This is a genomic window from Haloterrigena sp. KLK7 (genome assembly GCF_037914945.1).
GTDB classification, from domain to species: Archaea; Halobacteriota; Halobacteria; order Halobacteriales; family Natrialbaceae; genus Haloterrigena; species Haloterrigena salinisoli.
Window position 1 is genome coordinate 2,271,820 of sequence record NZ_CP149787.1, and the last position, 24,283, is coordinate 2,296,102.

The 24,283-nt window shown below is 65.9% G+C and carries 21 protein-coding genes and 1 tRNA gene; 15 read left to right on the forward strand and 7 right to left on the reverse strand.

The features are described 5' to 3' along the window. Positions 1 to 31 precede the first annotated feature (31 nt). The 10 genes from WD430_RS11185 to WD430_RS11230 all read left to right on the forward strand — a co-directional run bounded on the left by WD430_RS11185 (position 32) and on the right by WD430_RS11230 (position 7,955). Positions 32 to 685: a helix-turn-helix domain-containing protein gene (locus tag WD430_RS11185; protein ID WP_339102535.1), complete on the forward strand. Its 654-nt coding sequence runs from the start codon at positions 32 to 34 to the stop codon at positions 683 to 685. A gap of 169 nt (positions 686 to 854) precedes the next feature. Further along, entirely contained in the window at positions 855 to 2,003 is a 1,149-nt protein-coding gene (gene citZ, locus WD430_RS11190; protein WP_339102536.1) for a citrate synthase, read from the forward strand. A 138-nt stretch (positions 2,004 to 2,141) separates the two neighbouring features. After that, positions 2,142 to 2,549 (forward strand): gamma-glutamylcyclotransferase family protein, encoded by a 408-nt coding sequence (locus WD430_RS11195; RefSeq protein ID WP_339102537.1) that lies wholly within the window; start codon positions 2,142 to 2,144, stop codon positions 2,547 to 2,549. A gap of 252 nt (positions 2,550 to 2,801) precedes the next feature. Further along, positions 2,802 to 4,013, forward strand: coding sequence for a threonine ammonia-lyase (gene ilvA, locus WD430_RS11200; protein ID WP_339102538.1), 1,212 nt, complete (start codon positions 2,802 to 2,804; stop codon positions 4,011 to 4,013). A gap of 85 nt (positions 4,014 to 4,098) precedes the next feature. Further along, on the forward strand, positions 4,099 to 4,314 hold the full coding sequence (locus WD430_RS11205) for a hypothetical protein (protein ID WP_339102539.1): 216 nt from the start codon (positions 4,099 to 4,101) through the stop codon (positions 4,312 to 4,314). Between the two features lie 113 nt (positions 4,315 to 4,427). Beyond that, a complete protein-coding gene (locus tag WD430_RS11210) occupies positions 4,428 to 4,808 on the forward strand; it encodes a Rid family detoxifying hydrolase (protein WP_339102540.1) in 381 nt (126 codons plus the stop codon). Further along, a complete protein-coding gene (locus WD430_RS11215; RefSeq protein WP_339102541.1) occupies positions 4,808 to 5,092 on the forward strand; it encodes a hypothetical protein in 285 nt (94 codons plus the stop codon). The genes WD430_RS11210 and WD430_RS11215 overlap by 1 nt, the downstream gene beginning before the upstream one ends. Positions 5,093 to 5,119: 27 nt before the next feature. After that, positions 5,120 to 5,200 (forward strand) — tRNA-Ser (locus WD430_RS11220). Between the two features lie 380 nt (positions 5,201 to 5,580). Further along, on the forward strand, positions 5,581 to 6,612 hold the full coding sequence (locus WD430_RS11225; protein ID WP_339105811.1) for a transposase: 1,032 nt from the start codon (positions 5,581 to 5,583) through the stop codon (positions 6,610 to 6,612). Positions 6,613 to 7,232: 620 nt separating this feature from the next. Further along, complete coding sequence (locus WD430_RS11230) at positions 7,233 to 7,955, forward strand: SOS response-associated peptidase (RefSeq protein WP_339102542.1); 723 nt, start codon at positions 7,233 to 7,235, stop codon at positions 7,953 to 7,955. Between the two features lie 26 nt (positions 7,956 to 7,981). On the opposite strand, the gene WD430_RS11235 is transcribed toward WD430_RS11230, so the two are convergent. After that, positions 7,982 to 9,619 (reverse strand): iron ABC transporter permease, encoded by a 1,638-nt coding sequence (locus WD430_RS11235; protein WP_339102543.1) that lies wholly within the window; start codon positions 9,617 to 9,619, stop codon positions 7,982 to 7,984. A gap of 172 nt (positions 9,620 to 9,791) precedes the next feature. Between WD430_RS11235 and WD430_RS11240 the strand changes: the two genes are divergently transcribed. The 3 genes from WD430_RS11240 to WD430_RS11250 all read left to right on the forward strand — a co-directional run bounded on the left by WD430_RS11240 (position 9,792) and on the right by WD430_RS11250 (position 12,892). Continuing rightward, positions 9,792 to 10,322: a gluconate 2-dehydrogenase subunit 3 family protein gene (locus tag WD430_RS11240; protein WP_339102544.1), complete on the forward strand. Its 531-nt coding sequence runs from the start codon at positions 9,792 to 9,794 to the stop codon at positions 10,320 to 10,322. Between the two features lie 46 nt (positions 10,323 to 10,368). After that, the gene (locus tag WD430_RS11245; protein WP_339102545.1) at positions 10,369 to 12,018 is read left to right on the forward strand and encodes a GMC family oxidoreductase; all 1,650 of its coding nucleotides are present in this window, start codon (positions 10,369 to 10,371) and stop codon (positions 12,016 to 12,018) included. 202 nt (positions 12,019 to 12,220) lie between these two features. Further along, the gene (locus tag WD430_RS11250; RefSeq protein ID WP_339105812.1) at positions 12,221 to 12,892 is read left to right on the forward strand and encodes a dolichyl-phosphate hexose transferase; all 672 of its coding nucleotides are present in this window, start codon (positions 12,221 to 12,223) and stop codon (positions 12,890 to 12,892) included. A gap of 27 nt (positions 12,893 to 12,919) precedes the next feature. Here the strand turns inward: WD430_RS11250 and WD430_RS11255 are convergent, their stop codons facing one another. From WD430_RS11255 to WD430_RS11280, 6 genes are all read right to left on the reverse strand, one after another. Further along, complete coding sequence (locus WD430_RS11255; protein ID WP_339102546.1) at positions 12,920 to 13,960, reverse strand: pentapeptide repeat-containing protein; 1,041 nt, start codon at positions 13,958 to 13,960, stop codon at positions 12,920 to 12,922. Between the two features lie 78 nt (positions 13,961 to 14,038). After that, complete coding sequence (locus tag WD430_RS11260; protein WP_339102547.1) at positions 14,039 to 16,393, reverse strand: glycosyltransferase family 39 protein; 2,355 nt, start codon at positions 16,391 to 16,393, stop codon at positions 14,039 to 14,041. A gap of 16 nt (positions 16,394 to 16,409) precedes the next feature. Continuing rightward, positions 16,410 to 17,528: an extracellular solute-binding protein gene (locus WD430_RS11265; RefSeq protein WP_339102548.1), complete on the reverse strand. Its 1,119-nt coding sequence runs from the start codon at positions 17,526 to 17,528 to the stop codon at positions 16,410 to 16,412. A gap of 25 nt (positions 17,529 to 17,553) precedes the next feature. Then, on the reverse strand, positions 17,554 to 18,729 hold the full coding sequence (locus WD430_RS11270; protein ID WP_339102549.1) for an alpha-1 4-glucan-protein synthase: 1,176 nt from the start codon (positions 18,727 to 18,729) through the stop codon (positions 17,554 to 17,556). Between the two features lie 7 nt (positions 18,730 to 18,736). Further along, positions 18,737 to 19,915 (reverse strand): lysylphosphatidylglycerol synthase transmembrane domain-containing protein, encoded by a 1,179-nt coding sequence (locus tag WD430_RS11275; RefSeq protein WP_339102550.1) that lies wholly within the window; start codon positions 19,913 to 19,915, stop codon positions 18,737 to 18,739. A gap of 110 nt (positions 19,916 to 20,025) precedes the next feature. Next, positions 20,026 to 20,955: an NAD-dependent epimerase/dehydratase family protein gene (locus WD430_RS11280; RefSeq protein WP_339102551.1), complete on the reverse strand. Its 930-nt coding sequence runs from the start codon at positions 20,953 to 20,955 to the stop codon at positions 20,026 to 20,028. 410 nt (positions 20,956 to 21,365) lie between these two features. Here WD430_RS11280 and thsB point away from each other — a divergent pair, with 410 nt between their 5' ends. Further along, positions 21,366 to 23,036: a thermosome subunit beta gene (thsB, locus tag WD430_RS11285; RefSeq protein ID WP_339102552.1), complete on the forward strand. Its 1,671-nt coding sequence runs from the start codon at positions 21,366 to 21,368 to the stop codon at positions 23,034 to 23,036. A gap of 270 nt (positions 23,037 to 23,306) precedes the next feature. Then, complete coding sequence (locus tag WD430_RS11290) at positions 23,307 to 24,155, forward strand: hypothetical protein (RefSeq protein ID WP_339102553.1); 849 nt, start codon at positions 23,307 to 23,309, stop codon at positions 24,153 to 24,155. Positions 24,156 to 24,283: the final 128 nt, after the last annotated feature.

Below are 24,283 nucleotides of genomic sequence, written 5' to 3' on the forward strand. Positions count from 1 at the left end.
GGTTAATACCCAGAGTGCGTAATCCGTTCACATGACCGGGTTTCGAGCCACAGTCGTCGTCGAGGACCCCGGGGACTGCCCGATCGCGGACGTCTCGGCGACCGCCGACGAACCGATCACCTCCGTGACGCGGTCGCGCGCGACGACCGACGGGACGGTCGTCGAGGAGTTCGGTATCGCCGCCGGCGCGGAGACCGAGTCGGTCGACGACGGGACCGCGACCGAACTGACTCCCGTTCAGGCGAACGAACGCGAGGAAATCTATCGGTTCGAACGCGACGGCGACGCCGACTGCGCGTGCGAGATCGTCGAAGGGACCGGGACGCCGGTCTCCTCGGTCAGCGCACGGGACGGCGCGCTCCGATTAACGTTTCGCACCCTCGAGTTGACGGAGATCGCCGACATCGTCGACGACCTTCGGGATCGATTCGAGAGCGTCCTCGTCGAAGAGCTCACGCAGGACCACGACGACGAGACGACGGATCCGGTCCTCGTCGACCGCGACCTGCTCACGACGCGCCAGCGCGAGATCCTCGAGACGGCCCACGAGATGGGGTATTTCGACTATCCGAAGGGTTCGAACGCGACGGACGTCGCCGAGGAACTGGGGATCGCTCGGTCGACGTTCACCGAACATCTGGCCGCCGCCCAGACGAAACTGCTCGACGCGCTGCTCGAAAAATAATGAAAAAATTCCTGCGCATATAGTAGTTGGTGACCGAACGTCTAATTAGACTCCCTACTAACTCGTTCGGTTGTTCATATGACCGGAACGAAACGGAGACATCGCACGCGTTTAGCCGTGACGGCGAACAAACGACAATACTTTTCCAATGGGGTGCGAAACACCGACTATGGCTGACGATCTCAAGAAAGGACTGGAGGGAGTCCTTGTCGCAGAGTCAGGACTCAGCTCGATCGATGGCGACGCCGGTCGACTGATCTATCGAGGGTACTCGATCGAGGATCTCGCTCGCGGCGCGAGCTACGAGGAAGTCCTCTATCTCCTCTGGCACGGCGAACTCCCGACCGCCGACGAACTCGAGGAGTTCTCCGCAGCGCTCTCCGAGGAGCGGACGGTTCACGACGACGTCCTCGATGCCATGGAGCGGCTCGCGGCGGCCGACGAGCGGCCGATGGCGGCGCTCCGGACCGCGGTTTCGATGTTCTCGGCCTACGAGCCCGAGAACGACGCCGAGCCCGAGGATCTCGAGGCGACGATGCGCAAGGGGCGGCGCATCACCGCCAAGATCCCGACCGCGCTGGCGGCCTTCGAGCGCTACCGTCTCGGCGAGGAACCCGTCGACCCCCATCCCGACCTGGGGCTGGCGGCGAACTTCCTGTACATGCTGACTGACGAGGTGCCCAGCGACGTCCACGCCGAAACCTTCGACCAGGCGCTGATCCTGCACGCGGACCACGGCCTGAACGCCTCGACGTTTACGTCGATGGTGATCGGCTCGACGATGGCCGACATCTACAGCGCCGTGACCGGCGGTGTCAGCGCCCTCTCCGGCCCGCTCCACGGCGGCGCTAATCAGGACGTCATGGAAGTGCTGATGGAGATCGACGAGAGCAACAAGGACCCCCTCGAGTGGGTCGAGGAAGCCACCGACGAGGGTCGACGCATCCCCGGCTTCGGCCACCGCGTCTACAACGTCAAGGACCCCCGCGCGAAGATCCTGCAAGAGCGCAGCAAGGAACTCGCCGAGAGCGGCGACTCGAAGTGGTACGACATCACCACCACGATCGAGGAGTACCTCTCCCAGGAGAAGGGACTGGCCGAGAAGGGAATCGCCCCGAACGTCGACTTCTACTCCGGATCCGTCTACTACCAGCTGGGGATCCCGATCGATATGTACACGCCCATCTTCGCGATGAGCCGCGCCGGCGGCTGGGTCGGTCACGTCCTCGAGTACCAGGAGGACAACCGCCTCATCCGCCCGCTCTCGCGATACACCGGTCCCGAGGATCAGGAGTTCGTCCCGGTCGAAGAGCGGTAACGCGTTCGTCTCGCCACCCCATCGATTCGGTTTTTCCGTCTCGCGGTGTCTCGCTCCGCCCGTTTCACTGTCGTCGATCGGACCGCCAGTACGGTTCCGACCGGTACGGGCAAGACGACGGCGTTCGAACGCCGACGTGTGCTCGTCTTCGTCTACGGAACGCTGACCGAACCCGACCGAGTCGCGGCGCTGCTCGAGGACGGCCCCGGCGAGTACGAGTTCGTCGGCCCGGCGACGCTCGAGGGACTGCACCGCGTCGACGGCCGGTATCCGACGCTCGTTCCGGGCGGTAGCGTCGAGGGTCGACTCCTCTCGGTCGACGGACCCGCGCTCGAGCGACTCGATCGCTACGAGGGCGTCGAGCGCGGACTGTACGTTCGGGTCGCGGTTTCGGGACCGGACGATCGGCGCGTCTGGATCTACGTCGGCGATCCGGATCGGCTCGGCGTCGACGCTACCGATGCCTGGCCGAACGTGCGTCCGTTTCGCGACGCGGTTCGCTCCTCTATCGTGCCGGACGATACCATGGTAGTAGGAGGCGAATGACGTCCGTCTGCCAACCGTCAGACACGGCCGTCTCTTCGCTTCTATCTGGCGATTTCACTTTTACCCCGGAGCCATGAGCTTTATATGCTCCGCGTTCCGTTCTACACTCGCACGTCACACGCCGTGCATTCCCTGTATTCCCTGTCGTGTTGCCGATCCGGCAACACTGTCCTGTTGGGGCCGCCGTGAACGCCGGGCCGACCGGCCGACGGTCCCCGACAGTCTTACACCACCCGCCCCATAGTCGGGCGTATGCTCGAACTCGACGATATTCTCGAGGCTCGCGAACGGGTACGGGAAACGTCCAGACACACGCCGCTCGAGCGATCGCACACCTATTCGTCGATGACCGGCGCCGAGGTACACCTGAAACTGGAGAACTTCCAGCGGACGGGCGCGTTCAAGATCCGCGGGGCGACCAACCGAATCGCGACGCTCTCCGAGGACCAGAAGGACGCGGGCGTCGTCACCGCCAGCGCCGGCAACCACGCACAGGGGGTCGCACTCGCCGCGACTCGATCCGGCGTCGACTCGAAGATCGTCATGCCCGAACACGCCCCGATCTCGAAGGTCAAAGCGACCAGAAACTACGGCGCCGAGGTCGTGCTGGCGGGCCGAGACTACAACGAAGCCGCCGAGCGCGCCCACGAGATCGAACGCGAGGAAGATCGCACCTACGTCCACGCGTTCGACGACGAGTACGTGATGGCCGGCCAGGGCACCATCGGCCTCGAGATCCTCGAGGACTGCCCCGACGTCGAGACCGTCGTCGTCCCCATCGGCGGCGGCGGGCTCATCAGCGGGATCGCGACCGCGATCAAGGAGCGAAAGCCCGATACCCGCGTGATCGGCGTCCAGGCCGCGGGCGCCTCGAGCGCCGCCGCCTCGCTCGAGAAGGGCGAGCGGATCTCGATCGACGAGGTCGACACCATCGCCGACGGTATCGCGACCCGCAGCGTCGGCGAGCAGACCTTCCCCTATATTCAGGAGTACGTCGACGAGGTCGTCACCGTCTCCGACCCCGAGATCGCCGTCGCCCTGGTCTACCTGCTCGAGCGCTCGAAGACCGTCGTCGAGGGCGCGGGCGCGGTGCCGCTGGCGGCCGTCCTCTTCGAGAAGTTCGACTACGCCGAGGGCGAGGTCATCGTTCCCGCGCTCTGTGGCGGCAACATCGACCTCAACACGCTGACTAACGTGATCGTCCGCGGCCTCGTCGAGACCGGCCGCTACCTGAAGATCCGAACCGTGCTGAAGGACCGCCCTGGCGCGCTCGAGGACCTCCTCGATATCTTCACCGCCCACCAGGCGAACATCTACGCCATCCACCACGATCGGACCTCTCGCGACGTCGAGATGAGCGATACGGAAGTCGAGATCGAACTCGAGATGCGCGGCCCCGACCACGTCGACGCCTTCCTCTCGGACCTCCGCGAGGCCGGCTACGAGGTCGACGTCCTCGCCTGATCGGTTCGGCGCGATCGCTCGTTCGTACGACGACCGCGTCCGGTCAGTTCACTATGCTTTTCCCGTCAGTCGGCAATAACGCGATATGGGAATTCAGGAATACTTCGAATCCGATCTCCGGTTCTACTACGCGATCGGTGTATTCGTTATGCTAGTCTACGTGCTTGGAATCGCGCTCTCAGCGCTCTTGGACCTCGCCGTTATCGATCACCGACTCATCCCGCTTACCGTCGGCTTCTTCCTGTTCATGTTCGTCTACTTCATCTCGGTAAGCGTTCAGGCCCTCGAGCCGGATTCCTGACCGCGATTCGACTCGTGTGGCGTCCGTACTACACGCGTGTCGTTCAACTGGAACCTCCGGGGGACGAACGCACTTCGACCGCTTTTAAGCAGCCTCGGCTCGAGTCGTCGACTATGAAACGGATTGTCCAGACCGACGACGCGCCCGCCGCGGTCGGCGCCTACAGCCAGGCGACCGGTAACGACTCGCTGCTCTTTACCGCCGGCCAGATCCCCCTGACGACCGACGGCGAACTGCTCGACGACGAACCCATCGCGGCCCAGACCGAACAGGCCCTCTACAACCTCGACGCCGTCCTCGACGAAGCCGGCGCGTCCGCCGAGGACGTCCTCAAGGTCACCGTCTACCTCGAGGACATCGACGACTTCGACGCGATGAACGAGACCTACGCCGACTACTTCGACGACCAACCGCCCGCCCGCAGCGCGGTCGAGGTCTCCGCCCTCCCCAAGGGCGTCGGCGTCGAAATCGAAGCCATCGCCTCCCTCGAGTAATGGCCCCGGCGCTGCCCTCGGTCGTCCGGTCCCATCCCCGGATCGTCTCGGCGCTCCTCTGGGGCGCCGTCGGCTGGATGGCGTTCCTGGCGCTCGTGCAGGGCTACGCGCTGGTCGTCGACCCGCTCGTAACGTTCGGTCAGGCGGTCGTCATCGCCGTCCTCGTCGGCGCGGTCACCGCGGGGACGGCCTACTGCCTCGAGCATCGCGTGGCCGTCTGGGCGGCGCGCCGTGCGCGGCGTGAAACCGATGCACACGGCGGCGACGACAAAAGTAAGAGTTAAAGGACGGTCGCCGTTAGGAAGAGACGAGCCAGGATGGCCGAACGGTAAGGCGCACGCCTGGAAAGCGTGTTCCCTTTGGGATTCTGGGTTCAAATCCCAGTCCTGGCGTTTTCCCCGATCTCAACCCCATTAGGGGCTCGAATTGTATTATCGGTCTTTTGAGCGAGTGAGGGTAAAATCGATCATTGAACGCAGTAGTGAGTTCTCGAAGGCGTCCATCTTGTGACCGATCTCGAGCGATACCCCACGTAGTAGATGAGTAGCTGTCATGAAGTGACTAGCAATTAGCTATCGTAATTATTATTGTCTCACGAAATGAAATAACAGTAGTGGGCTCGGATGAGTACTACCGTCGCACTGCCATCACTCGGTTAGAGGGACTCTCTCGAGAAGACGAACGACTGTTGCTCGCGACGATCGACGAGTGGCACGACGGGTGTACTCTCGCATCGGATCTGGCCTGGCAAGTGTGCGAAGCGAAGTCCGATGTGCAAGCGCTCGCATACGACCCGATCCGAGAGGAAACAGAACTCGGCGGCCAACACGCCGTCCTCGCCTGTCACGAAGCGGCGAGTGCGATCAAGTCCTGTAACGAGAAACGACGAAACGAGAAGAAAGCGAGCAAGCCACGGTTCACGTCGCGGTCGATCACGTACGATACGCGGTCGATGACCGTGTTTCACGAGCGCGAGCAGGTGTCTCTCGCTACCCTCGGTGATCACGCTCGAGTCCGCGCTGACCTATCGCTTCCAGCCGCCACCGATGGGTATCAGTACGAATTCTTGGATAGTGACGAGTGGGAGTATACGGAGAGCACACTGCACTACCGCGATGGGTGCTGGTACCTCCATCTCGGCTTCCGCAGGCCGAAAATCGACGAGTCAGAGTCGACGACCGCGAACGGAACGGTTCTCGGTGTCGACCTCGGCGTCAATCAGATCGCCGTCACCAGCACTGCTCGCTTTTTCGATGCGGGTGAACTCAATCACACCCGCCGCGAATTCGAGAAAACGCGGACGGGATTACAGGAAACGGGAACGCAATCCGCCCATCGAACACTCGAGAGACGAAGCGGTCGTGAACGCCGCTACGTGCGTCACGTGCTTCACGACGTTGCGAATGGAATCGTCGAGGAAGCACGGGATCACGAATGCGACGGGATCGTGTTCGAGGATCTCGAGGAGATTCGGACGAACCTTCCCGAGGCGGACTGGCACTCCGACTGGGCGTTTCGATCGTTGAAAGAGTACGTAGAGTACAAGGCCGAAATCGCGGGAATATTCGTCGAAACGGTCCAGCCGTGGAATACGTCGACGCAATGTTCCGAATGCGGGTTCACTACCGATGAAAACCGGACCGGAGCCGATTTCGAGTGCCAATCGTGCGGAAACCGGAATCACGCAGATTACAACGCAGCGAAAAATATCGCGAAGCGTTATCTCCGTCGTGGCCACCAGTCGTCGCGACGGAGGGGCGTCAGTCAATACGCCCTGAAGTCAGGATCGAGGACACCGAGTTAGCGGTTCCGCTACTCCCGTCGGGATCGAGGTCGAGGTCACTGACAAGCCGCCACTCGCGGGGAACCCGAGTGAGGCAGTTGATATCCCTGTTCTGGCGTTTCGAAGCGGTGGCATACACCGTTCTCGAGACAATTCGATTCGGAACACTACGGCACACTGACCGCAATCCGCTAGATAGCGAGTATCTGTATCGATTCGATCCAGCGACGAAAAATGATGACGCGGTACGCGGTACAGCGGTATCGTGGAGGCGAGACGGGTTACCGCGTAACTGTCGCTGGCGAGTCGGTCGTAATCCAGCAGTCGGGGTCGTCCGGATCGCGGAGTTCGAGGTTGCCGCTTTGACACACCACCATTTCGTATCGATCCGTCATCGTGACCCCGTCGTGACCTGCCTCGGGATCGGATATCGTAACGAGGCCCTTACCGGCCGATTCGGCGGCGGTATGGAACCCATACCGCTCCGCGAGCGGGACGTGACTCGTCGCGCGGTCCGCCTCGAGCGGTCGGCTCGAGCCTCGAGCGACGGCGGGTAATCTCGTCTCGAGTCCGGTATCTGGGAGTGACACTCTCGAGTGGCGACGAACAACGATTTATCCCGACGGTCCGACGCTCGAGGTATGTGCGGTCGCTACACGCTGTTGGTCGAGCGGGAAACCCTCGAGGAGCGGTTCGACGCGCGGTTCGCGGACGGACCCAGCGGGTTCGAACCGCGGTACAACATGGCGCCGGGCCAGCGCTTGCCAGTGATCACGAACGACGAGCCGGGGACGATCCGGCGACTCGAGTGGGGGTTGGTGCCGTCGTGGGCCGAGGACGACAGCGGCGGGATCATCAACGCGCGGGCGGAGACGGTCGGCGAGAAGCCGACGTTCCGCGAGGCGTACGAGCGGCGGCGATGTCTGGTCCCGGCGGACGGGTTCTACGAGTGGGTCGAGACCGAGTCGGGGAAACAGCCCTACAGAGTTACGTTCGAGGACGACCGCGTGTTCGCGCTGGCGGGGCTGTGGGAGCGCTGGGAGTCCGACGAGGCGACGACGCAGACCGGTCTCGAGGCCTTCGGTGGCGGCGTCGACGAGGCGGCCGCTGACGGTTCCGACGGCCCGCTCGAGACGTTCACCATCGTGACGACCGAGCCCAACGACCTCGTCGCGGACCTGCACCATCGGATGGCGGTGATTCTCGAGCCCGGGACCGAACGGGAGTGGCTGACGGCCGACGACCCGAGCGACCTCCTCGAGCCCCATCCGGCCGACGAGATGCGCGCGTATCCGGTCTCGCGGGCGGTCAACGATCCGTCGGTGGACGAGCCGTCGCTGGTCGAGCCCCTCGAGACCGGTTGAACAGTCCGAACGGGCCCCGACGCTGACTACAGCCCCTCGCGTCCGCCCTGCGAGAGCATCACGAGGATCGAGAGCCCGGAGACGACCAGCAGGATCAACGCGGGGATCGCGGCGTACTGGTAGTAGGCCGCTTCCTGGGCGCGCCAGATGATCGTGACGAGCGTATCGAAGTCGTGGGGGCGAAGCATCAGTGTCGCCGGGAGTTCCTTCATCGTGGTCAGAAAGACGAGGGCGGCACCGGCGGTCAGCCCCGGGGCGATCAGCGGCAGGGTGATCTTCCGGAAGGTTCGCAGCGGCGTCTCGCCCAGCGTGTGGGCGGCCTCGACCAGCGTCGGGTCGACCTGCAGCGTCGTCGAGCGGATCGAACCGACCGCCTGGGGCATGAATCGAACGACGTAGGCGAAGACGAGCAGCGGAACGGTCTGGTAGAGCCCCGGCAGATAGGTCGTAGCGAGGTCGCTCCCGTACCGGACGTTCTCGTATCCCGTCACGAAGAACACGAGCGCGAGGCCGAGGGCGACGCCCGGGACGGCGAAGCCGACGTAGGTCGCGCGTTCGAAGATCACCGAGAGCGAGCTGTCGTGTCTGGCCGCGAAGTAGGCGACCGGCAACGCCACGAGGACGGCGACGAGCGCCGCCGCGGCGGCGACCGTAATCGAGTTGAGGGCGTACTCGAGTTCGAAGCCGAGCGACGGCCGCGCGTTCGGATCCGCGGTCACGAGCCAGAGGCCGAGGATCCACAGCGGAACCAGCAGCGCGACGCCGGTCACCGTCGCGGGGAGCGCCATCGCCGGCCAGCGCCAGCGGCCGAGTTCGACGACGGGACCGCTCGAACCGTCGCCGCTGCTCTGCACGTTGTCGCCGGGACGGACCCACCACTCGAGGGCGAGGACGACGAGGACGACCGCGAGCAACTGCAGACAGAGCAGCGCCGCGTAGTTCCGGTTGAAGGCGTTGTACTCGACGTAGATCTGGCGGGTAAACACCGGTAGCTGCATGATCGCGGGGGTGCCGAAGTCGGAGATCGCGTACAGCGCCGCGAGCAACGCGCCGGCGACGATTCCGGGACGAACCTGCGGGAGCGTCACGCGGCGAAACGCCGCCCACGTGCTGTGGTTGAGCGTGCGAGCGGCGTCGAGCAGCGTCGCGTCGAACGACAGCAGCGCGGCCCGGGTCGTCAGGTAGACGTAGGGATACGTGTAGAGGGTGATGACGAGCGTCGCGCCGCTGAGCCCGTAGATCTCCGGCAGTCGCTCGATCCCGATCGGCTCGAGGAGCGCCTGGAACTCGCCGTAGGGGCCGAACGCGGAGACGAACGCGAAGGCGCCGATGTAACTGGGGACGACCAGCGGCAGGGCGACGATGATCGACCAAAATCGGCGAAAGGGGAGATCGGTCTGGACCGTCAGCCAGGCCAGCGGGACGCCGATCAGGACCGAAAGGGTCGTCACCGCGATCATCAACAGGAGGCTGTTCCCGATGACCTCGAGGGTCTCCGAGCGGGCGATCAGGTCCCACGCTCGGCCGGGATCGACGGTCGTCGCCTCGTAGAGGAGCCACGTCAGGGGAAACACCATGCTGGCGGCGATGGCGCCGGACACCAGCGCCAGCCCCAGCGACGGTCCGTCGGTCGCGTCGCGCTGTCGCGGGAAGAGAGCCTTCATAGTTGTGTCGAGTGATCGTCCGGTATCTCGACGGCGACACTGCAGCGACATACCAGGGTCGAAATCATCCGCAGAGCGGGAACGTCGGCTGCGTGACGGTCGCTACCGGAACTCGTTACCTGACGCTCTCGTTCCAACGAGTATAAGGATTAGGTTTGCCTAATCCTCGTCCATGGAGCTGACACGACGCGACGCGGTCGCCGCGCTGGCCGCACTCGGCGTCGGGAGCGGAATGCTGTCGGGCTGTGCGGCCCCGTCCGGGTCCGATCCGTCGGCCGACGTCGACGCCGAACGGATCCGCGAGGTGCTGGTCGCGGCCGCGGACGTCGTCTATCCCAGCGAGGTCTCCGGGACCGAGGCGTTCGTCGAGGCGTTTCTCGACGGGCGACTCGAGGGTCGAGAACACGCCGTCGGGCTGGACGAAACGGTCGCGGAACTGGACGCTCTCGCGGAGTCGTGGTACGGGGATCGGTTCCCGGCGCTGTCGCTCGAGACCCGCGATCAGGTCCTTCACGGGACCGGCGCGGCGACGGCCGACGAGGATCCCGACGGAACGACCGCCCAACGCGTGCGCTACTACGTCGTCAACGAACTGCTGCTCGCGCTGTACGCCTCGCCAGCGGGCGGCGAACTGGTCGGCCTCGAGAATCCACAGGGCCACGCGGGGGGAACCGAGACGTACCAGCGGGGGCCGCGATCATGAGGGCGACGGTCCGACAGTCGGCCGACTCGGTCGGGGAGGCGACGCCGTGAGTTGGGACCGGCCGGGGGCCGAATCGGCGGCGCCCGTCGAGACAGAGACCGATCGCGCTCCCGTCGACGGCGCCGACGTCTGCGTGATCGGCGCGGGGCCCGCCGGCGGGATCGTCGCGGATCGCCTCGCCGACGCCGGCCGCGAGGTCGTCGTCCTCGAGGCCGGGCCGCGGTTCGATCCCGCGGACCGCCTCGCCCGACAGGAACGGGCGATCCGGCCCGCCTACGACCGGCCGGCCGTCTGGGACAGCGATCCCGAGCGGGACGCGTACTCGAGCAGTAGCGACCGCTTCTATCCGCTGAACTTCACCCGTGCCAAGGGGGTCGGCGGCTCGACGCTGCACTGGCAGGGGATGGTGATGCGCCTCCACGAGGACGACTTCGACTCCGCCAGCGTCCGCGGCGTGGGGTCCGACTGGCCGATCGACTACGAGGACCTGCGGCCCTACTACGCCGCCGCGGAGCGCGAACTCGGCGTCGCCGGGGCCGACGACAACCCGTTCGCGCCGCCCCGAGAGGAGCCCCATCCGATGCCGCCGTTTCCGCCCTCGTACAGCGACAGCCTGTTCGCCGAGGCCTGCGAGGAACTCGAGATCGCGATGCACTCGGTGCCCAACGCTCGCAACTCGGAGGGCTACGACGGCCGGAGCGCCTGCGTCGGCTACGGCACCTGCGAACCGGTCTGTCCCGCCGGCGCGAAGTACGACGCGACGGTCCACGTCGAGCGCGCCGAGGAGAAGGGGGCGGCGGTGATCGACCGCGCGCCGGTCCAGCGCCTCGAGCACGGCCCCGACGCGATCGACGCCGCCGTCTACGCGACGCCCGACGGCGCGGAACACCGCCAGACGGCCGACGCCTTCGTGATCGCCTGCGGTGGCGTCGAGACGCCTCGCCTGCTGTTGCTCTCCGACTCGAGCCACTACCCCGACGGCCTCGCGAACTCGAGCGGGGTCGTCGGCAAATTCTTCATGGAGCATCTGTTCGCGGGAACGGGCGGGATCCTCGACGAACGGACCCGACAGAACCACGTCGGCTTCCTCACCAGCGAGTCCCACCAGTTCTACGACGACGCAGACGAGGAGATCGCCCCGTTCAAACTCGAGTTCCTGAACTACGGCGGCCCCGCGGCGCTCGAGATGGCGCCGCCGGCGATGGCCCTCGAGGGCGACGACTGGGGCGACGACCTGCTCGAGCGCCTCCGGACGGAGTACGGCAACCACGTCGGGGTGGGCGCGCTCGTCGAGCAACTCCCGCGCGAGGACAGCTACATCGGACTCGATCCCGACCGCACGGACGACCGCGGCAACCCCGTCCCGGACGTCCACTGGACGATCGGCGACCGGGCGCGGCGGACCATAGAGCGGGCCAACGAGATTCAGCGCGAGATCCTCGCGGAACTCGGGGCCGAGATCACCTGGCAGGTCGGCCCCGAGAACACCGGGCCGGCCTTCCACCACATGGGAACGACTCGTATGGGTGACGACCCCGCCGAGAGCGTCGTCGGTCCCGACCTGCGGACCCACGACCTCGAGAACTGCTGGATCGCCTCGAGCAGCGTCTTCCCGACCGGAGGCGCGATGAACCCGACGCTGACGATCGCGGCGCTGGCGCTGAAGGCCGCCGACGACGTTCACGCGGCGCTGTGACACCGCCCTTACTTTTAGGCGAACCTAAAAGAATAAGTACGCCGGGGCGAGAGTACACTCAATGAGTAGCGCTGACAGTCCCTCCGGAGACGACGCGGACGACGGTATCGACGCGGAGCTATCCACCAGCGAGAGCGGCGACTCGAGCGCGGCGGTCGACGGCGACGCCGACGAGTACACGTTCGAGGATCTCAGCGTCGTCATGGGGACCTACAACGAGGAGGAGGCCATTGGCAAAGTGCTCTCGGACATCGAGGACGTGACCGACGGGAAGGCGGAGGTCGTCTGTATCGACGGCTCCTCGGATCGGACCCCCGAGATCGCCCGCGAGCGCGGCGCGACGGTGATCGAACAGCAGCCACAGGGGTACGGCGTCGCCGTCCGCGCGGCCGTCCTCGAGCCGGATCGTCCGATCGTCGTCACGACCGACTGCGACGACACCTACCCGATGGAGCAACTCCCCGAGTTCCTCGAGTCGATCAACGAGGGGTACGACGTCGTCAGCGGCGACCGCCTCTACCACGGCGCCGACGCGATGCCGGCGTTCAACCGCTTCGGCAACCACGCCTTCGCGGCCATCGCGAGCGTCCTGCTGGGGACTCGCGTTCACGATACGACCACCGGGATGCGCGCCTATCGCCGCGAGGTCGTCGAGTCCATCGAGTGGACCGAGAACACCGGCCTCTCGGCCGAACTCCTGATCCGTCCGTTGATGCGGGGCTACGACGTCCGCGAACACCCCATCGAGTACCGCGAGCGCGCCGGCGAGACCAAACTCGACCCGCTGAAGGGCGGTGCCGAGATCGCGAAATCGATCGTCAAGGTCTGTCTCGAGGAGCGACTTCGGGAACTGCCACACGAACCGACGCAGTAGGCGGCGAGTCGGGCGGACCGATCCGTCCTAGTAGTGGACGCTCTGCGTGAGGACGAACACCAGCAGCGCCATCAGCAGCGATCCGAGCAGGGTCTCGACGCTGGCGAGCGCGCGGGCCCACCCGCCGACCGGTTGGATGTCGCCGTACCCGAGCGTGGCGAACGTGACGACGCTGAAGTAGAGACTTTTGAGTAACGTCCGTACGAGGACGGGCCCCGGCGTCTCCGTCGGATCGTCGATCGCGTAGGTGATCGCGGTGTCGGTCCCGACCTCGCGGATCCCGCCCGTCAACGGATACAACCCGGCGCAGACGGCGATCAGGAGCAGCGAGGTCGCGACGACGCGCCACGGACTCGTCCCGTACTGCATGACCCAGCGGGAGCCGGCGAGCTTGACGGCCTGCAGGTAGTCGCCGACCTGCCAGGCCCGCGTCCGGCGAAAGTTCATCTCGCGCAGGTAGTACGTGTGCACCCGCTCCGGGAAGGCGTTCTCGTCGTAGAGTCGCTGCAGTTCCCGGTAGACCCACTGTGCGGAGTCGGCGGATGCCGTGGTATCTTCGTTCGACGCGTCCGCGAGTTCGTCCTCGTACACCGCCCGCTCGTCGAACGCCGTCTCGAGATTGAGTCGGACGTCGGTCAGGCCCGCGCGATACAGCCTCGCGCCCCGAAAGTCCGCGCCGCGGAGGTCGACGAAGACGAACACCGCGTCGTGGAGGTTCGCGTTCCGGAACGACGCGCCGTGGGCGTCGACGTCTCGAAACGTGGCCCGGCGGAGGTCCGTCCCCGAGAGATCGGCGCCGTCGAGGACCGCGTCCGTGAAGTCCGCGGCGACGAGCGACCGCCCCGCGAGGAACGACGTCTCGCGCAACATCGCGCCCTCGAGATTCGCGCCGTCGAGTCGTTCGCCCGGTTTCGGCGGATTTCGTTCGTATTCCTCCGCCGGAACGACCGTCTCGGTGTGCCAGCGACACCGATCGGTATCGTCCCAGGTGGGTCGCCAGCAACAGACCGCGCCGGCGTCGTCGACCCCGCTGCTGCTCGTGACGTGTCCGCACCGCTGTTCGGTCATAGGGTTCTTGGCGGGCAGTCGGCCCCTAACGATAGTGCTTGAAATACCGCCGCGAGCCGCCGCTCGACGGACCGACGGTCAGTCTCCGTCGGAATCGGCGCCGCGAGCCGTGAGTTCCGTCTCGAAGTGCTCCCACTCGCTGTAGAGTTCCGGTCGGTCGGGGAGGTACGTCCCCTCGGTACCGCAGTTCGGTGCGAGCAGACAGCCCGTTCGCTCGGGCGGCCAGACGACCTCGACGCGTCCGTCGGTCACCCGGACGGACTGGGTCTGCGTGTAGGTGTACGTCGCGCCCTGCGGCTGGATCAGCGTGATCGAGAGAGACACGTCCTCGGCGCCGTCGATGGCGAGCGTGCCATCGGCCGTGTCCGCGGTCGTTCCGTTGGCCGTGTCGGCGTCCGTTCCCTCGTTCGCAGTCGTCCCGTTGCCCGTCTCGTTGCTCCGCCCGGTCGTCGCGTCGGACAGCCGGGCGACGCCGTCGCTCTCGCCGGTGGCCTCGAGCGACCAGTCGACCGCGAGTTCGTCCTCGGAGCCGTCGATCTCGTACTGCGTAGCCGCGTCGTCGGTCTCGAGGCGAACGACTACCCGTTCGACGCCCTCCGCGACGCCGACGACGGTCTCGCCCGCGAACGACGCTCCGTCCCGCACCGTCAGGGGCTGGATCGCCGGAACGATCGGATCGGAGGGCTCGGCCGTCCACTCGCCGCGGTAGGTGTAGCGGTAGTAGTCCCGATCGGGATAGGCGTCGAGGACGGCGAAGTCCCGCTCGGCCGAGCCCTCGAGGGCGTAGACCACCTCGCCGTCGAGGCCGGGATCGTTTCGCAGCGACTGGAAGGGGTGGCCCTGCCACTGTCCGTACGGCGTCGGCAGGAAGACGAGGTCGTTCTCGAACTCCCGCTCCTCGAAGGGTTCGTAGGCCGCCTCGAACCGGTCGGTGTGGGGGGCGTGGCGTTCGACCGGCGTCGAGACGAGCGCGGCGTTGGCGGCGCCGACGACGAGCACGCTCGCGGCCAGCGCCGCCAGCGCGACGGCCCGGGCGGCGTCCCGCGACGTCGCGGCCTCGAGTCGGCCCGCCGTCGCGCTGGCGCGAAGCCGTCGCCAGCCGGTTACGAAGCCGAACGCGGCGAAGATCGAGAACGGCGCGAGGAGATCGAAGTGGTAGAGCGGTCCGAACTCCGAGACGAACCCGTCCGTGGGATCCGCCATCGTTCCGAGGACGTTGAAGTTCCCCCAGAACGGAACGTTGCCGAGCGAAACGCTGAGCAACACGCCGATCAGCAGGATTCCCGCAATCGGGTCGATCCGGCTCTCGCGGCCGGTCGACGACGTATCGCTCCCGTCGCGTTTCTCGACGCCCGCGGCTCGAGGCGGCGACTCCGTCTCGGTGTCGCGGCGGATCCACCCGCGAACCGCCGCCCCGAGCCCCGCCAGCGCGGCGAGCGATCCGAGCGGACCGGCCGCGAACCAGCGAGTCCAGAAGTACTCGAGGACGTAGGCGTTGGCCTCGAGGGCCAGCGCCGGGGTGTACTCGATCGAGTGGTCCAGAAGCCGCCGCCGGCCGAAACCCGGCCCGTCCAGCGGCGCGAACGCCTGATAGGGGAAGACCAGCGCCGACCCGGTCAGCCGGGCGTTGTACGCGAGCGCGACGCCGACGAACGCGAGGCCGATCGCCGCGGTGACCGCGTTTCGCCGGATCGCGTTCGGTAGCGGCCGGAACCGTTCCCTGGGATCCCAGTCGCCCCGCCGGAGCGGGCGGACGACCGTCCACAGCGCGTGGCAGATGAACGGCGCGGCGAACAGGACGGCGGTGTACGGCCGGGCGAAGAAGGCGAGACCGATCGCCGTCCCGGCCGCGCCGGCGTCCCGCAGTCGGCCGGACCGGACCCCGCGGAGATAGCAGACCGCGAAGGCGAGGTTCAGCACCGTCGTCGGCGCGTACGGGAGGAACACCGACGTCGTGAGCAGGGTCATCGGCGAGGCAGCGAAGACTGCTGCGGCGACGACGCCGACCCGTCGATCGACGGCTATCGAGCCGAGGACGTAGACGAGCGCGGCGTTGCCGGCCGCGACGGCCGCGAGCGTGACCCGGGGTTCCCCGAACAGCGCCATCGAGACGGCGTACATCGCCGACGGAACCGGCGAGTACTTCGGATAGAGTCGTCCGCCGTCTTCGATGAAGAACCACGGCCGGAACGCACCGGCGAGCTCGCCGGCGTGGAGCTCGAGTTGGCCCTCGAGCAACATCGCGGCCTGCAGGAGGTAGACCGCCTCGTCGTCGTTGCTCGAGTGGTAGGGAAACAGCTGCGTGGCGAGGATCCAGACGGCGACGCCGGCCAGCAGGGCGACGGCCAGCGCGTACCACTGCTCGCGTCGGGAGAACGGAACGCGATCGGTTCGGATCGACGACCGGAGACGGCGGAGCAGTGCGGAGGGCACGGAAAAACGAGGTCGCTTACCAGGAGATGCCGTCGACGCTGCGCATCAGATCGACGGTCTCCTCGATGTTCGAGAGTTCCGACAGATCGATATCCGGAACGTTCAGTTCGTCGAGCGACGGCAGGCCGCCGAACGGTTCGACGCCGTCGATCATCGGATACTCGAACGTATCGACGGCGAAGAACTCCTGGGCCTCGGCCGAGAGCAGGTGACGGACGAAGTTCTCGGCCAGTTCCGCGTCGTCGGCGGAGTCGAGGACGGCCGCGCCGGCGACGTTGAAGACGGCGCCCGCGTCGCCCGCAGTGAACGTCGAACTGATCGACGGATCGCTGTCGCCGTCGATGATCCGCTGGATGTAGTAGTGGTTCGTGAAGCCGGCGTCGATCTCGCCGTTATTGATGGCCTCACAGACCAGGTGTTCGTTGGAGTAGCTGCGGATCCCCGCGTCGACGATTCCCTCGAGCCACTCGCGGGTGGCGTCTTCGCCCTCGAGTTCGACCATCGCGGCGACGAAGGACTGACAGGAGCCGTAGCCCGGCGCCCAGCCGAGGTCGCCGTCGAAGTCGGTGTAGGCGTCGATGCTGTCGGGCAATTCGTCCTCCGAGTAGGCGTCGGTGTTGTACGGAACGGTCCGCGCGCGGCCGGAGATACCGACCCAGTCGTCGGTCCGGAAATCCGAGCCGACCATGTCGAGCACGTCGCTCGAGAGGCCGTGAGTCAGTCCGTCGCTCGCGAGCGAGCTGAGTCCGGTGGCGTCGACCGTGTAGAAGATGTCGGGTCGGGTCGCCGGCCCCTCCTCGTTGATCGCGTTGACGAGGTTCGAGGAGCTCTCGTAGCGAACGTCCAGCGTCAGGTCGCTGTAGTAGTCCTGGAGGCCCTCGACGATCGGACCGACGAGGAACTCGTTCCGACCGGAGTAGATCGAGAGTTCGCCCTCGAGGTCGGGCAGGTCCTCGACGGACGTGCCGCCCGGTTCGGGGCGACCCTCGCGACCGGAACCGAACTGACCGAAGGGATTCGCCTGGTCCTCCTCGCTCCCGATCAGACCGAGACAGCCGGCCATGCTACCTACACCGAGCGCAGCCGAACCGGCGAGAAACGCCCGTCGGCCCGTGAAATCGTTATTCCCCGTCATGTGGTTTAGGCTAGCCTAAATATACTTATATGCGTCGATTCTCGGCAACGGCCGTCGATCGATCGCGGGTCTCGAGCCGGTCGAGACACTCGAGCCAGTCGAGCATGTGGTCGCCGACGTAGTTGAAGAAGGCGCCGTTGTTGTACTCGTCCCAGTCGCCGCGAGAGAGTTCGCGGGCCATCGCTTCGAAGACGTCGGCGTAGGAGTCGGCGTTTTCGCCCGCATCGTCTATCACTCTCCACAGATGTTCGTTCAACTCGAGTCCCGGGACCTCGTTGTTGAGGTCGTCGAAGGTGCTGCGGGGGGCCTTGTTGTGCTCGCAGAGCGGTGCACCGTTGTAGATGCGCTTGCCGAGCACGTCGCAGGCGCGCTTGAGGAAGACACCCGACCAGATGTCGTCGAAGCGGCCGACGTCCCACTCGTTGTCGTCCATCGGGAGCTGGTAGAACGCGGGGATCACCTCGCGGCGGAAGGCGAGGTTCATCGAGCAGACGGTGAGGTAGTTCCCCCGCGCGGCGACGAAGTCGTCGCCGAAGTCGTCTCTCGTCGTGCGGGTCTGGGCCTGTCCCTCGAGGTCGCCGTCCATCAGAATGCGGACGGCGTCGAGATCGGGGACGTTGGTCCACAGGCCCTGCGAGGCGACGACCTGTCCGGATTCGACCTCGGTCGTGCCGGTCTCGACGGTCTCGCCCATCGCAGAGTACGGATAGCCGCGGGGGTAGAGGCCGTGCTCGTCGGCGTTCTGGTAGAGGACGTTGACCCACTGCTCGTCGGAAGAAACCGCCTCGACCTCGCCGCCGAAGGCGAGGTTCCGCATGTGCGTCCCGAAGAAGTCCTCCTCGTCGTGGGGGAGCGTATCGTCGTCGATAAAGAAGCCGTAGTCGAACTCGTCGTGGGCCCACATATAGAGCAGCCCGAAGCTCGTCTCGGCGTGACTGGCCGCCGGTACGACGTGGCCGTACTGCGCGATATCGTGGTCGGCGTACCACTCCTCGCGGCGACTGCCGTCGAAGACCTCGCCCGAGACGCCTTCCTCCTCGAGCATCCGTTCCATCGCGTCGGTCTCGCAGAAGTCCTCGGTGACGAGGACGACGTGGAGCCGCGAGAGGTCGAACCCGTGTTCGCGCGCGTTCTCGAAGTACGAGCGCATGCACTCGTACTCCCGTATCGTCGGTACGACGACGCAGATGTCCTGACTCATTGCCACGCTATCTTTTAGGCTCGCCTAAAAAACTGCCGGTTTCGTCGGCCGATTCCGACTCGGCCGCCGCGTCCGAAAGCGAGATTCCCAGCGCCGCGACCGCGCCGGCACCGCCGACCAGCGTCACGCCGTTTTTCAGCGCGTGGTCGACGATCGCGGCCGCCAGCGCCGTCCCCGCACCGACGGGTGTCAGTCCCACGACGAGCGCCGTGAAGGCTGCCTCGTAGAGGCCGACGCCGCCCTGCGAGAGCGGGAGGACCTTCGCGAGATTGCCCACGCTGACCGCCAGCGTCCCCACCGCCAGCAGCGTTCCGGTCTGGAGGCCGCTGTCCAGCGCCGCGAGGACGAGCACCGCGGTCAGCACGTCCAGCGACCACACGAACAGACTCCCGCCGCCGATGGTTGCCAACGCTCGAGGCCGGCGGGCGACGACCTGTACGTTCCCCGCGAAGCGGAGCGCGCTCTCGAGGAGGCCGTCGATTCGCGACCGGCCCCCGACGCGCCGGCGGAGCCAGTCGCCCAGTCCGAGATCCGCGCGGGCCGAGGTGACGACGACGAACCCGATTCCGATCGTCGCCGCGCTCACCGTCGCCGCGGCCAGCAGGGCCGTCCGCGCGCCACCGGCTTCCGCGACGATCTCGAGCGGTCCGGCCCGTCCGCCGAGTGCGAGCCACGCGGTCGCCAGTCCGGCGAGCGCGGCGATCGTCGCCAGATCGAACACCCGTTCGACGGCCAGCGACGCGAAGCCGGCGGTGTATGGAACGTCTCGATGAGTATTGACAGCGTACGCGCGTACCGCGTCACCTGCCCGCGCGGGAATCACGAGATTGGTCGTCTGACTGACGAAGACCGCCATCGTGAGAAACCCCGTTCCGCTTCGGTGACCGATCGCACCGAGGACGTCCGCGTACCGACGCCCGCGGAGCGGCCACGAGAGAGCGTAGACGACGACCGCGGCGACCAGCAGCGCGGGATCGGCGGTCGACACCTCGCTCGCGACGGTTTCGACGTCGACCTCCCGCAGGGCGACGAGGAAGCCGACGGCGACGAGTATCGTTCCGGCGATCGTCAGCCGTCGTCGCGTCAGGACGCCGAACGGCCCTCGATCCTCGGCCCCGCCGGCAGTTGACGGCGACGGACCGTCGTCGACGCCGTCTGATCCCTTTCCGTCGGCGCCGTCGTTCATGGACGCCACTCTCGAGGCCAGATATTTAAGCCCACCTAAAAATCCTTCCGACGGGGTCGATGACGGCTCTCGTGTCCGATTCCGCTGACACGAGCCGATCGCCTCGGCGTTCAGTTCAGCTCAGCGAGGATCTCCCGAGTCGACCGCCGAACGGCCTCGTCGCTCGAGCGCGTCGGCTCCCAGCCCAGCGCCGAGAGCTTCTCGATCGAGAGGCGCATCTTCGGCACGTCGCCGGTCCAGCCGCGTTCACCGCCGGTGTACTCGAAGCCGGGCTCGAGCCCCATCTCGTCGGCGACGATGGCAGCGATTCGATCGACCGAGGTCGTGGTTCGCGTCCCGAGGTTGTAGGTGTTCATCGCGTCGTCGGCGTGCTCGACGACGTGGAGCATCGCGTCGAGGCAGTCCTCGACGTGGAGGTAGGACTTCTCCTGCCGGCCGTCGCCCAGAATCGTCAGCGTCTCGGGATCGTCCCGCAGCTTTTCGATGAAATCCGGAATGACGGCTCCGCGCAGGCGCGGGCCGACGACGTTCGCGAAGCGGAAGTTCCAGACGGTGAGATCGTGGCTGTGGGCCCGCGCGGAGAGTAATCCCTCGTCCGCGAGCTTGCTCGCCCCGTAGGCGCTGATCGGCTCGAGAGGGGCGTAGTCCTCGGGCGTCGGCCGCGGGGCCTCACCGTAGACCGTCGACGAGGAGGTGTAGGCGATCTCCGTCACGCCGGCGTCGGCCATCGCCTCGAGGATGTTCCGCGTCATCCGCGTGTTGTCGTCGAACTGGCCGTGCGGGCGGTCCGTGTCGACGTGTTTCGACGCCGCGAGGTGGAAGACGATATCGACGTCGTCGAGGCGGCCCTCGAGGACGCCGGGTTCGGTCAGGTCCGCGTCGACGAACGTCGCGCCGTCGGGAACGCGGTCGGCGTCGCCGTTCGATAGATCGTCGACGATCGTGACGTCAGTGCCGTCGGCCAGCAGCCGCTCAGTCAGATGCGAACCGATGAATCCGGCGCCGCCCGTGACGAGGGCCTGCCCGTTCGAGAGGTGCATACAGGCCGATCCATTGACATCGGGTTAATCTTGTTGTCTTCCTCGTCGGTGACTCGGGTTCTCGTCACCGTCGATACCTGCCCCTCGCCGCGGTCGGCTCGAGTCGCGCCGGCGCCGTGCTACTCGCTCGGTTTCGATTCGGCCAGCGTGTCGCCCGTCGCTCGATACGTCGACGCCGTCCGATCCGCTCGAGGCGGACCACCCCCGTCGCGCAAATCGAAATTACTTAAATATGTCGGGGACACCCGCCTTCTACGCCGCCTACGTGGATGCTAACATCCCTCACAAATATCCACCGAACAGCGCGCACTACTGCGGTTTTGGACCGCTCAATTCGTTTCCAGGCGATCGTCACGAGCGCTGAATAGCGTAGCATTTATATAGAATCACAATCAATGACTCAGTTGACTATGAGCCAGCGAATGCAGCAGGGTCAGCCGATGATCGTAATGAGCGAGGATTCCCAGCGCGTCAAGGACAAGGACGCGCAGGATTACAACATCAGCGCGGCCCGTGCGGTCGCCGAGGCCGTCCGTTCCACACTCGGTCCGAAGGGGATGGACAAGATGCTCGTCGACTCGATGGGCTCGGTCACCATCACCAACGACGGCGTCACCATCCTCCAGGAGATGGACATCGACAACCCGACGGCCGAGATGATCATCGAGGTCGCCGAGACCCAGGAGGACGAGGCTGGCGACGGCACCACGACGGCCGTCGCGATCGCCGGCGAACTCCTCAAGAACGCCGAGGACCTCCTCGAGCAGGAGATCCACCCGACGGCGATCATCAAGGGCTTCCACATGGCCTCCGAGCAGGCCCGCGAGGAGATCGACGACATCGCCCAGGACGTCGACACCGAGGACGAGGAACTGCTGCGCTCGGTCGCCGAGACCTCGATGACCGGCAAGGGCACCGAGGTCAACAAGGAGCACCTCTCCCAGCTCATCATCGACGCGGTCAAGCAGGTCACCGTCGAGGACGAGGAGGGCAACAACGTCGTCGACCTCGAGTTCCTCAACATCGAGACCCAGACCGGCCGTAGCGCCGGCGAGTCCGACCTGCTCGAGGGCGGCATCGTGGACAAGGACCCCGTCCACGACAACATGCCGACCGAGGCCACCGACGCCGACATCCTGCTGCTCAACGAGGCCATCGAGGTCGAAGAGACCGACGTCGACACCGAGGTCTCCGTCACCGACCCCGACCAGCTCCAGAAGTTCCTCGACCGCGAGGAGAAACAGCTCCGCGAGAAGGTCGACACGATCGCCGACCTCGGCGCCGACGTCGTCTTCTGCCAGAAGGGCATCGACGACCTCGCCCAGCACTACCTCGCCAAGGAGGGCATCCTCGCCGTCCGCCGCGCCAAGAAGTCCGACCTCGAGTTCCTCTCGGAGGTCGTCGGCGCGTCGGTCGTCTCCGACCTCGAGAGCGCGACCGAGGACGACCTCGGCTTCGGCGACGTCACCCGCGACGACGAAGACGAACTGTTCTACGTCGAGGGCGAGGACGCCCACGGCGTCACCCTCCTGCTCCGCGGCTCGACCGACCACGTCGTCGACGAACTCGAGCGCGGCGTCAACGACGCGCTCGACGTCGTCGCCCAGACCGTCTCCGACGGCCGCGTTCTCGCCGGCGGCGGCGCCATCGAGGTCGAACTCGCCTCGCGCCTGCGCGACTACGCCGACTCCGTCTCCGGCCGCGAACAGCTGGCCGTCGAGGCCTTCGCCGACTCGCTCGAGCTCGTCCCGCGCGTGCTCGCCGAGAACGCGGGTCTCGACTCCATCGACACGCTCGTCGACCTGCGCGCGGCCCACGACGACGGCGACATCGAGGCCGGTCTGAACGTCTTCACCGGCGACGTCGAGGACACCTTCGAGGCCGGCGTCGTCGAACCGGCCCACGCCAAGGAGCAGGCCGTCACCTCCGCCGCTGAGGCCGCGAACCTGGTCCTCAAAATCGACGACATCATCTCCGCCGGCGACCTGTCGACCGATAAGGGCGGCGACGAAGAGGGCGGCGCGCCCGGCGGTGCCGGCGGCATGGGCGGCATGGGCGGCGGCATGGGCGGCATGATGTGAGATCGGCCCCGTAACGCCGTCAGAGACGCCAGTTTTCCCTATTCTGGGACCGTTACGGTCTCATTCGATTTTTCGGTCGAGAAGCAGACCCGAGCGGGAACGGTGCGGTAGCGTCTCCGACGCCACGGGGACGGAACTCGGATCAATATTACTCGTCTCAATCCCGAGCGGTCCGCGTATGGAGAACTCGACTTACTCTATTCCTTTCAGTGACAACGACGGATAGATAACCTGCCGGGAAATCTGGTCTTTTCATCGTGGGTGTTTGATTTGATCGAGACCCATAATTTATTAATAGTTAGTAGAAACAGCATTTCGCAGATGTCAAACCGAACACCAGAACTTGCGACACGATTGGCTGACGACGCTCGAGCCGCACTCACGGCAGTTATCAATCGAGATACCGGTCGAACCGGCGCTGATACGCAGGCTGCTATCGAGCGAGCGAAGGCGAACCGCCAGCAACGGCAGCGAGCGCCGCGCGTGATCGAACTTGAGCCGGACACCGTTGCGGGGACTCCCCTGGAAGGGACGATCACCGTTCTGGGCGCCGAAACCGGGTCCGACCTCCTCGCGGATTTCGAGCACGCAGTCGAAGCTGATGACGCTGCTCTCGCACGCGATGTTCAGGCACGTCTCGCCGAGGCGATCGAAACGGATGTCGACGCGGACGCGCCGGCGCTCACGGACGTCGTCTATCACGACCGAACGGTCGTTACGGCCCCGGTCGGCTCGAATCGGTTCGGTGCGGCGATGGCGCCGTACGACGGCGGCTCGCTCGATCACTCCGCGTTCGAAGTTCGCGAACACGTCGCCGACGGTGCCGACGTCGAGTGCGAGTACCGCATTATTGTCGCCCCGCCGACGTCCGAGCGCGTCGAAGAGGATGCGGCGGCTGCCGCTCCCGACGACGCTGACGACGCCGCAATCGTCTTCGGCCCGGCTCACGCGTCGGTTGCGTGGGCGTTCGCAGCCGGCGTCGTCGTCGGTGTTGCACTCGGTCCGTCGGGCTCTACGGATCCCGCGCTCCACCAGCTCGAGGGGCAGGTTGCCGGTGAATTCGAACCCAACGCATCGGTTCAGGAACTGATGAGTGCTCGCGACGAACTCCACGGCTGAATCGCCGTCGGTTTCTGCTGCCCGTCTTTCAGCCGGAACTGCGGGTGACAGTACGTCCGATACCCACCACATTCCATCATCTTATTTTCCGCGGAATCAATACATTTCTTCTTAGCAATATATTTATT

Excerpts from the sequence above, each read along its gene's own strand:
- citZ (WP_339102536.1), top strand. The coding sequence starts at position 855 with ATGGCTGACGATCTCAAGAAAGGACTGGAGGGAGTCCTTGTCGCAGAG.
- WD430_RS11255 (WP_339102546.1), bottom strand. The coding sequence starts at position 13,960 with ATGACCGAACAGCGGTGCGGACACGTCACGAGCAGCAGCGGGGTCGAC.
- WD430_RS11210 (WP_339102540.1), top strand. The coding sequence starts at position 4,428 with ATGAAACGGATTGTCCAGACCGACGACGCGCCCGCCGCGGTCGGCGCC.
- WD430_RS11215 (WP_339102541.1), top strand. The coding sequence starts at position 4,808 with ATGGCCCCGGCGCTGCCCTCGGTCGTCCGGTCCCATCCCCGGATCGTC.
- WD430_RS11230 (WP_339102542.1), top strand. The coding sequence starts at position 7,233 with ATGTGCGGTCGCTACACGCTGTTGGTCGAGCGGGAAACCCTCGAGGAG.
- WD430_RS11270 (WP_339102549.1), bottom strand. The coding sequence starts at position 18,729 with ATGAGTCAGGACATCTGCGTCGTCGTACCGACGATACGGGAGTACGAG.
- thsB (WP_339102552.1), top strand. The coding sequence starts at position 21,366 with ATGAGCCAGCGAATGCAGCAGGGTCAGCCGATGATCGTAATGAGCGAG.
- WD430_RS11250 (WP_339105812.1), top strand. The coding sequence starts at position 12,221 with ATGGGGACCTACAACGAGGAGGAGGCCATTGGCAAAGTGCTCTCGGAC.
- WD430_RS11275 (WP_339102550.1), bottom strand. The coding sequence starts at position 19,915 with ATGAACGACGGCGCCGACGGAAAGGGATCAGACGGCGTCGACGACGGT.
- WD430_RS11280 (WP_339102551.1), bottom strand. The coding sequence starts at position 20,955 with ATGCACCTCTCGAACGGGCAGGCCCTCGTCACGGGCGGCGCCGGATTC.
- WD430_RS11240 (WP_339102544.1), top strand. The coding sequence starts at position 9,792 with ATGGAGCTGACACGACGCGACGCGGTCGCCGCGCTGGCCGCACTCGGC.
- WD430_RS11265 (WP_339102548.1), bottom strand. The coding sequence starts at position 17,528 with ATGACGGGGAATAACGATTTCACGGGCCGACGGGCGTTTCTCGCCGGT.
- WD430_RS11185 (WP_339102535.1), top strand. The coding sequence starts at position 32 with ATGACCGGGTTTCGAGCCACAGTCGTCGTCGAGGACCCCGGGGACTGC.
- ilvA (WP_339102538.1), top strand. The coding sequence starts at position 2,802 with ATGCTCGAACTCGACGATATTCTCGAGGCTCGCGAACGGGTACGGGAA.
- WD430_RS11205 (WP_339102539.1), top strand. The coding sequence starts at position 4,099 with ATGGGAATTCAGGAATACTTCGAATCCGATCTCCGGTTCTACTACGCG.
- WD430_RS11235 (WP_339102543.1), bottom strand. The coding sequence starts at position 9,619 with ATGAAGGCTCTCTTCCCGCGACAGCGCGACGCGACCGACGGACCGTCG.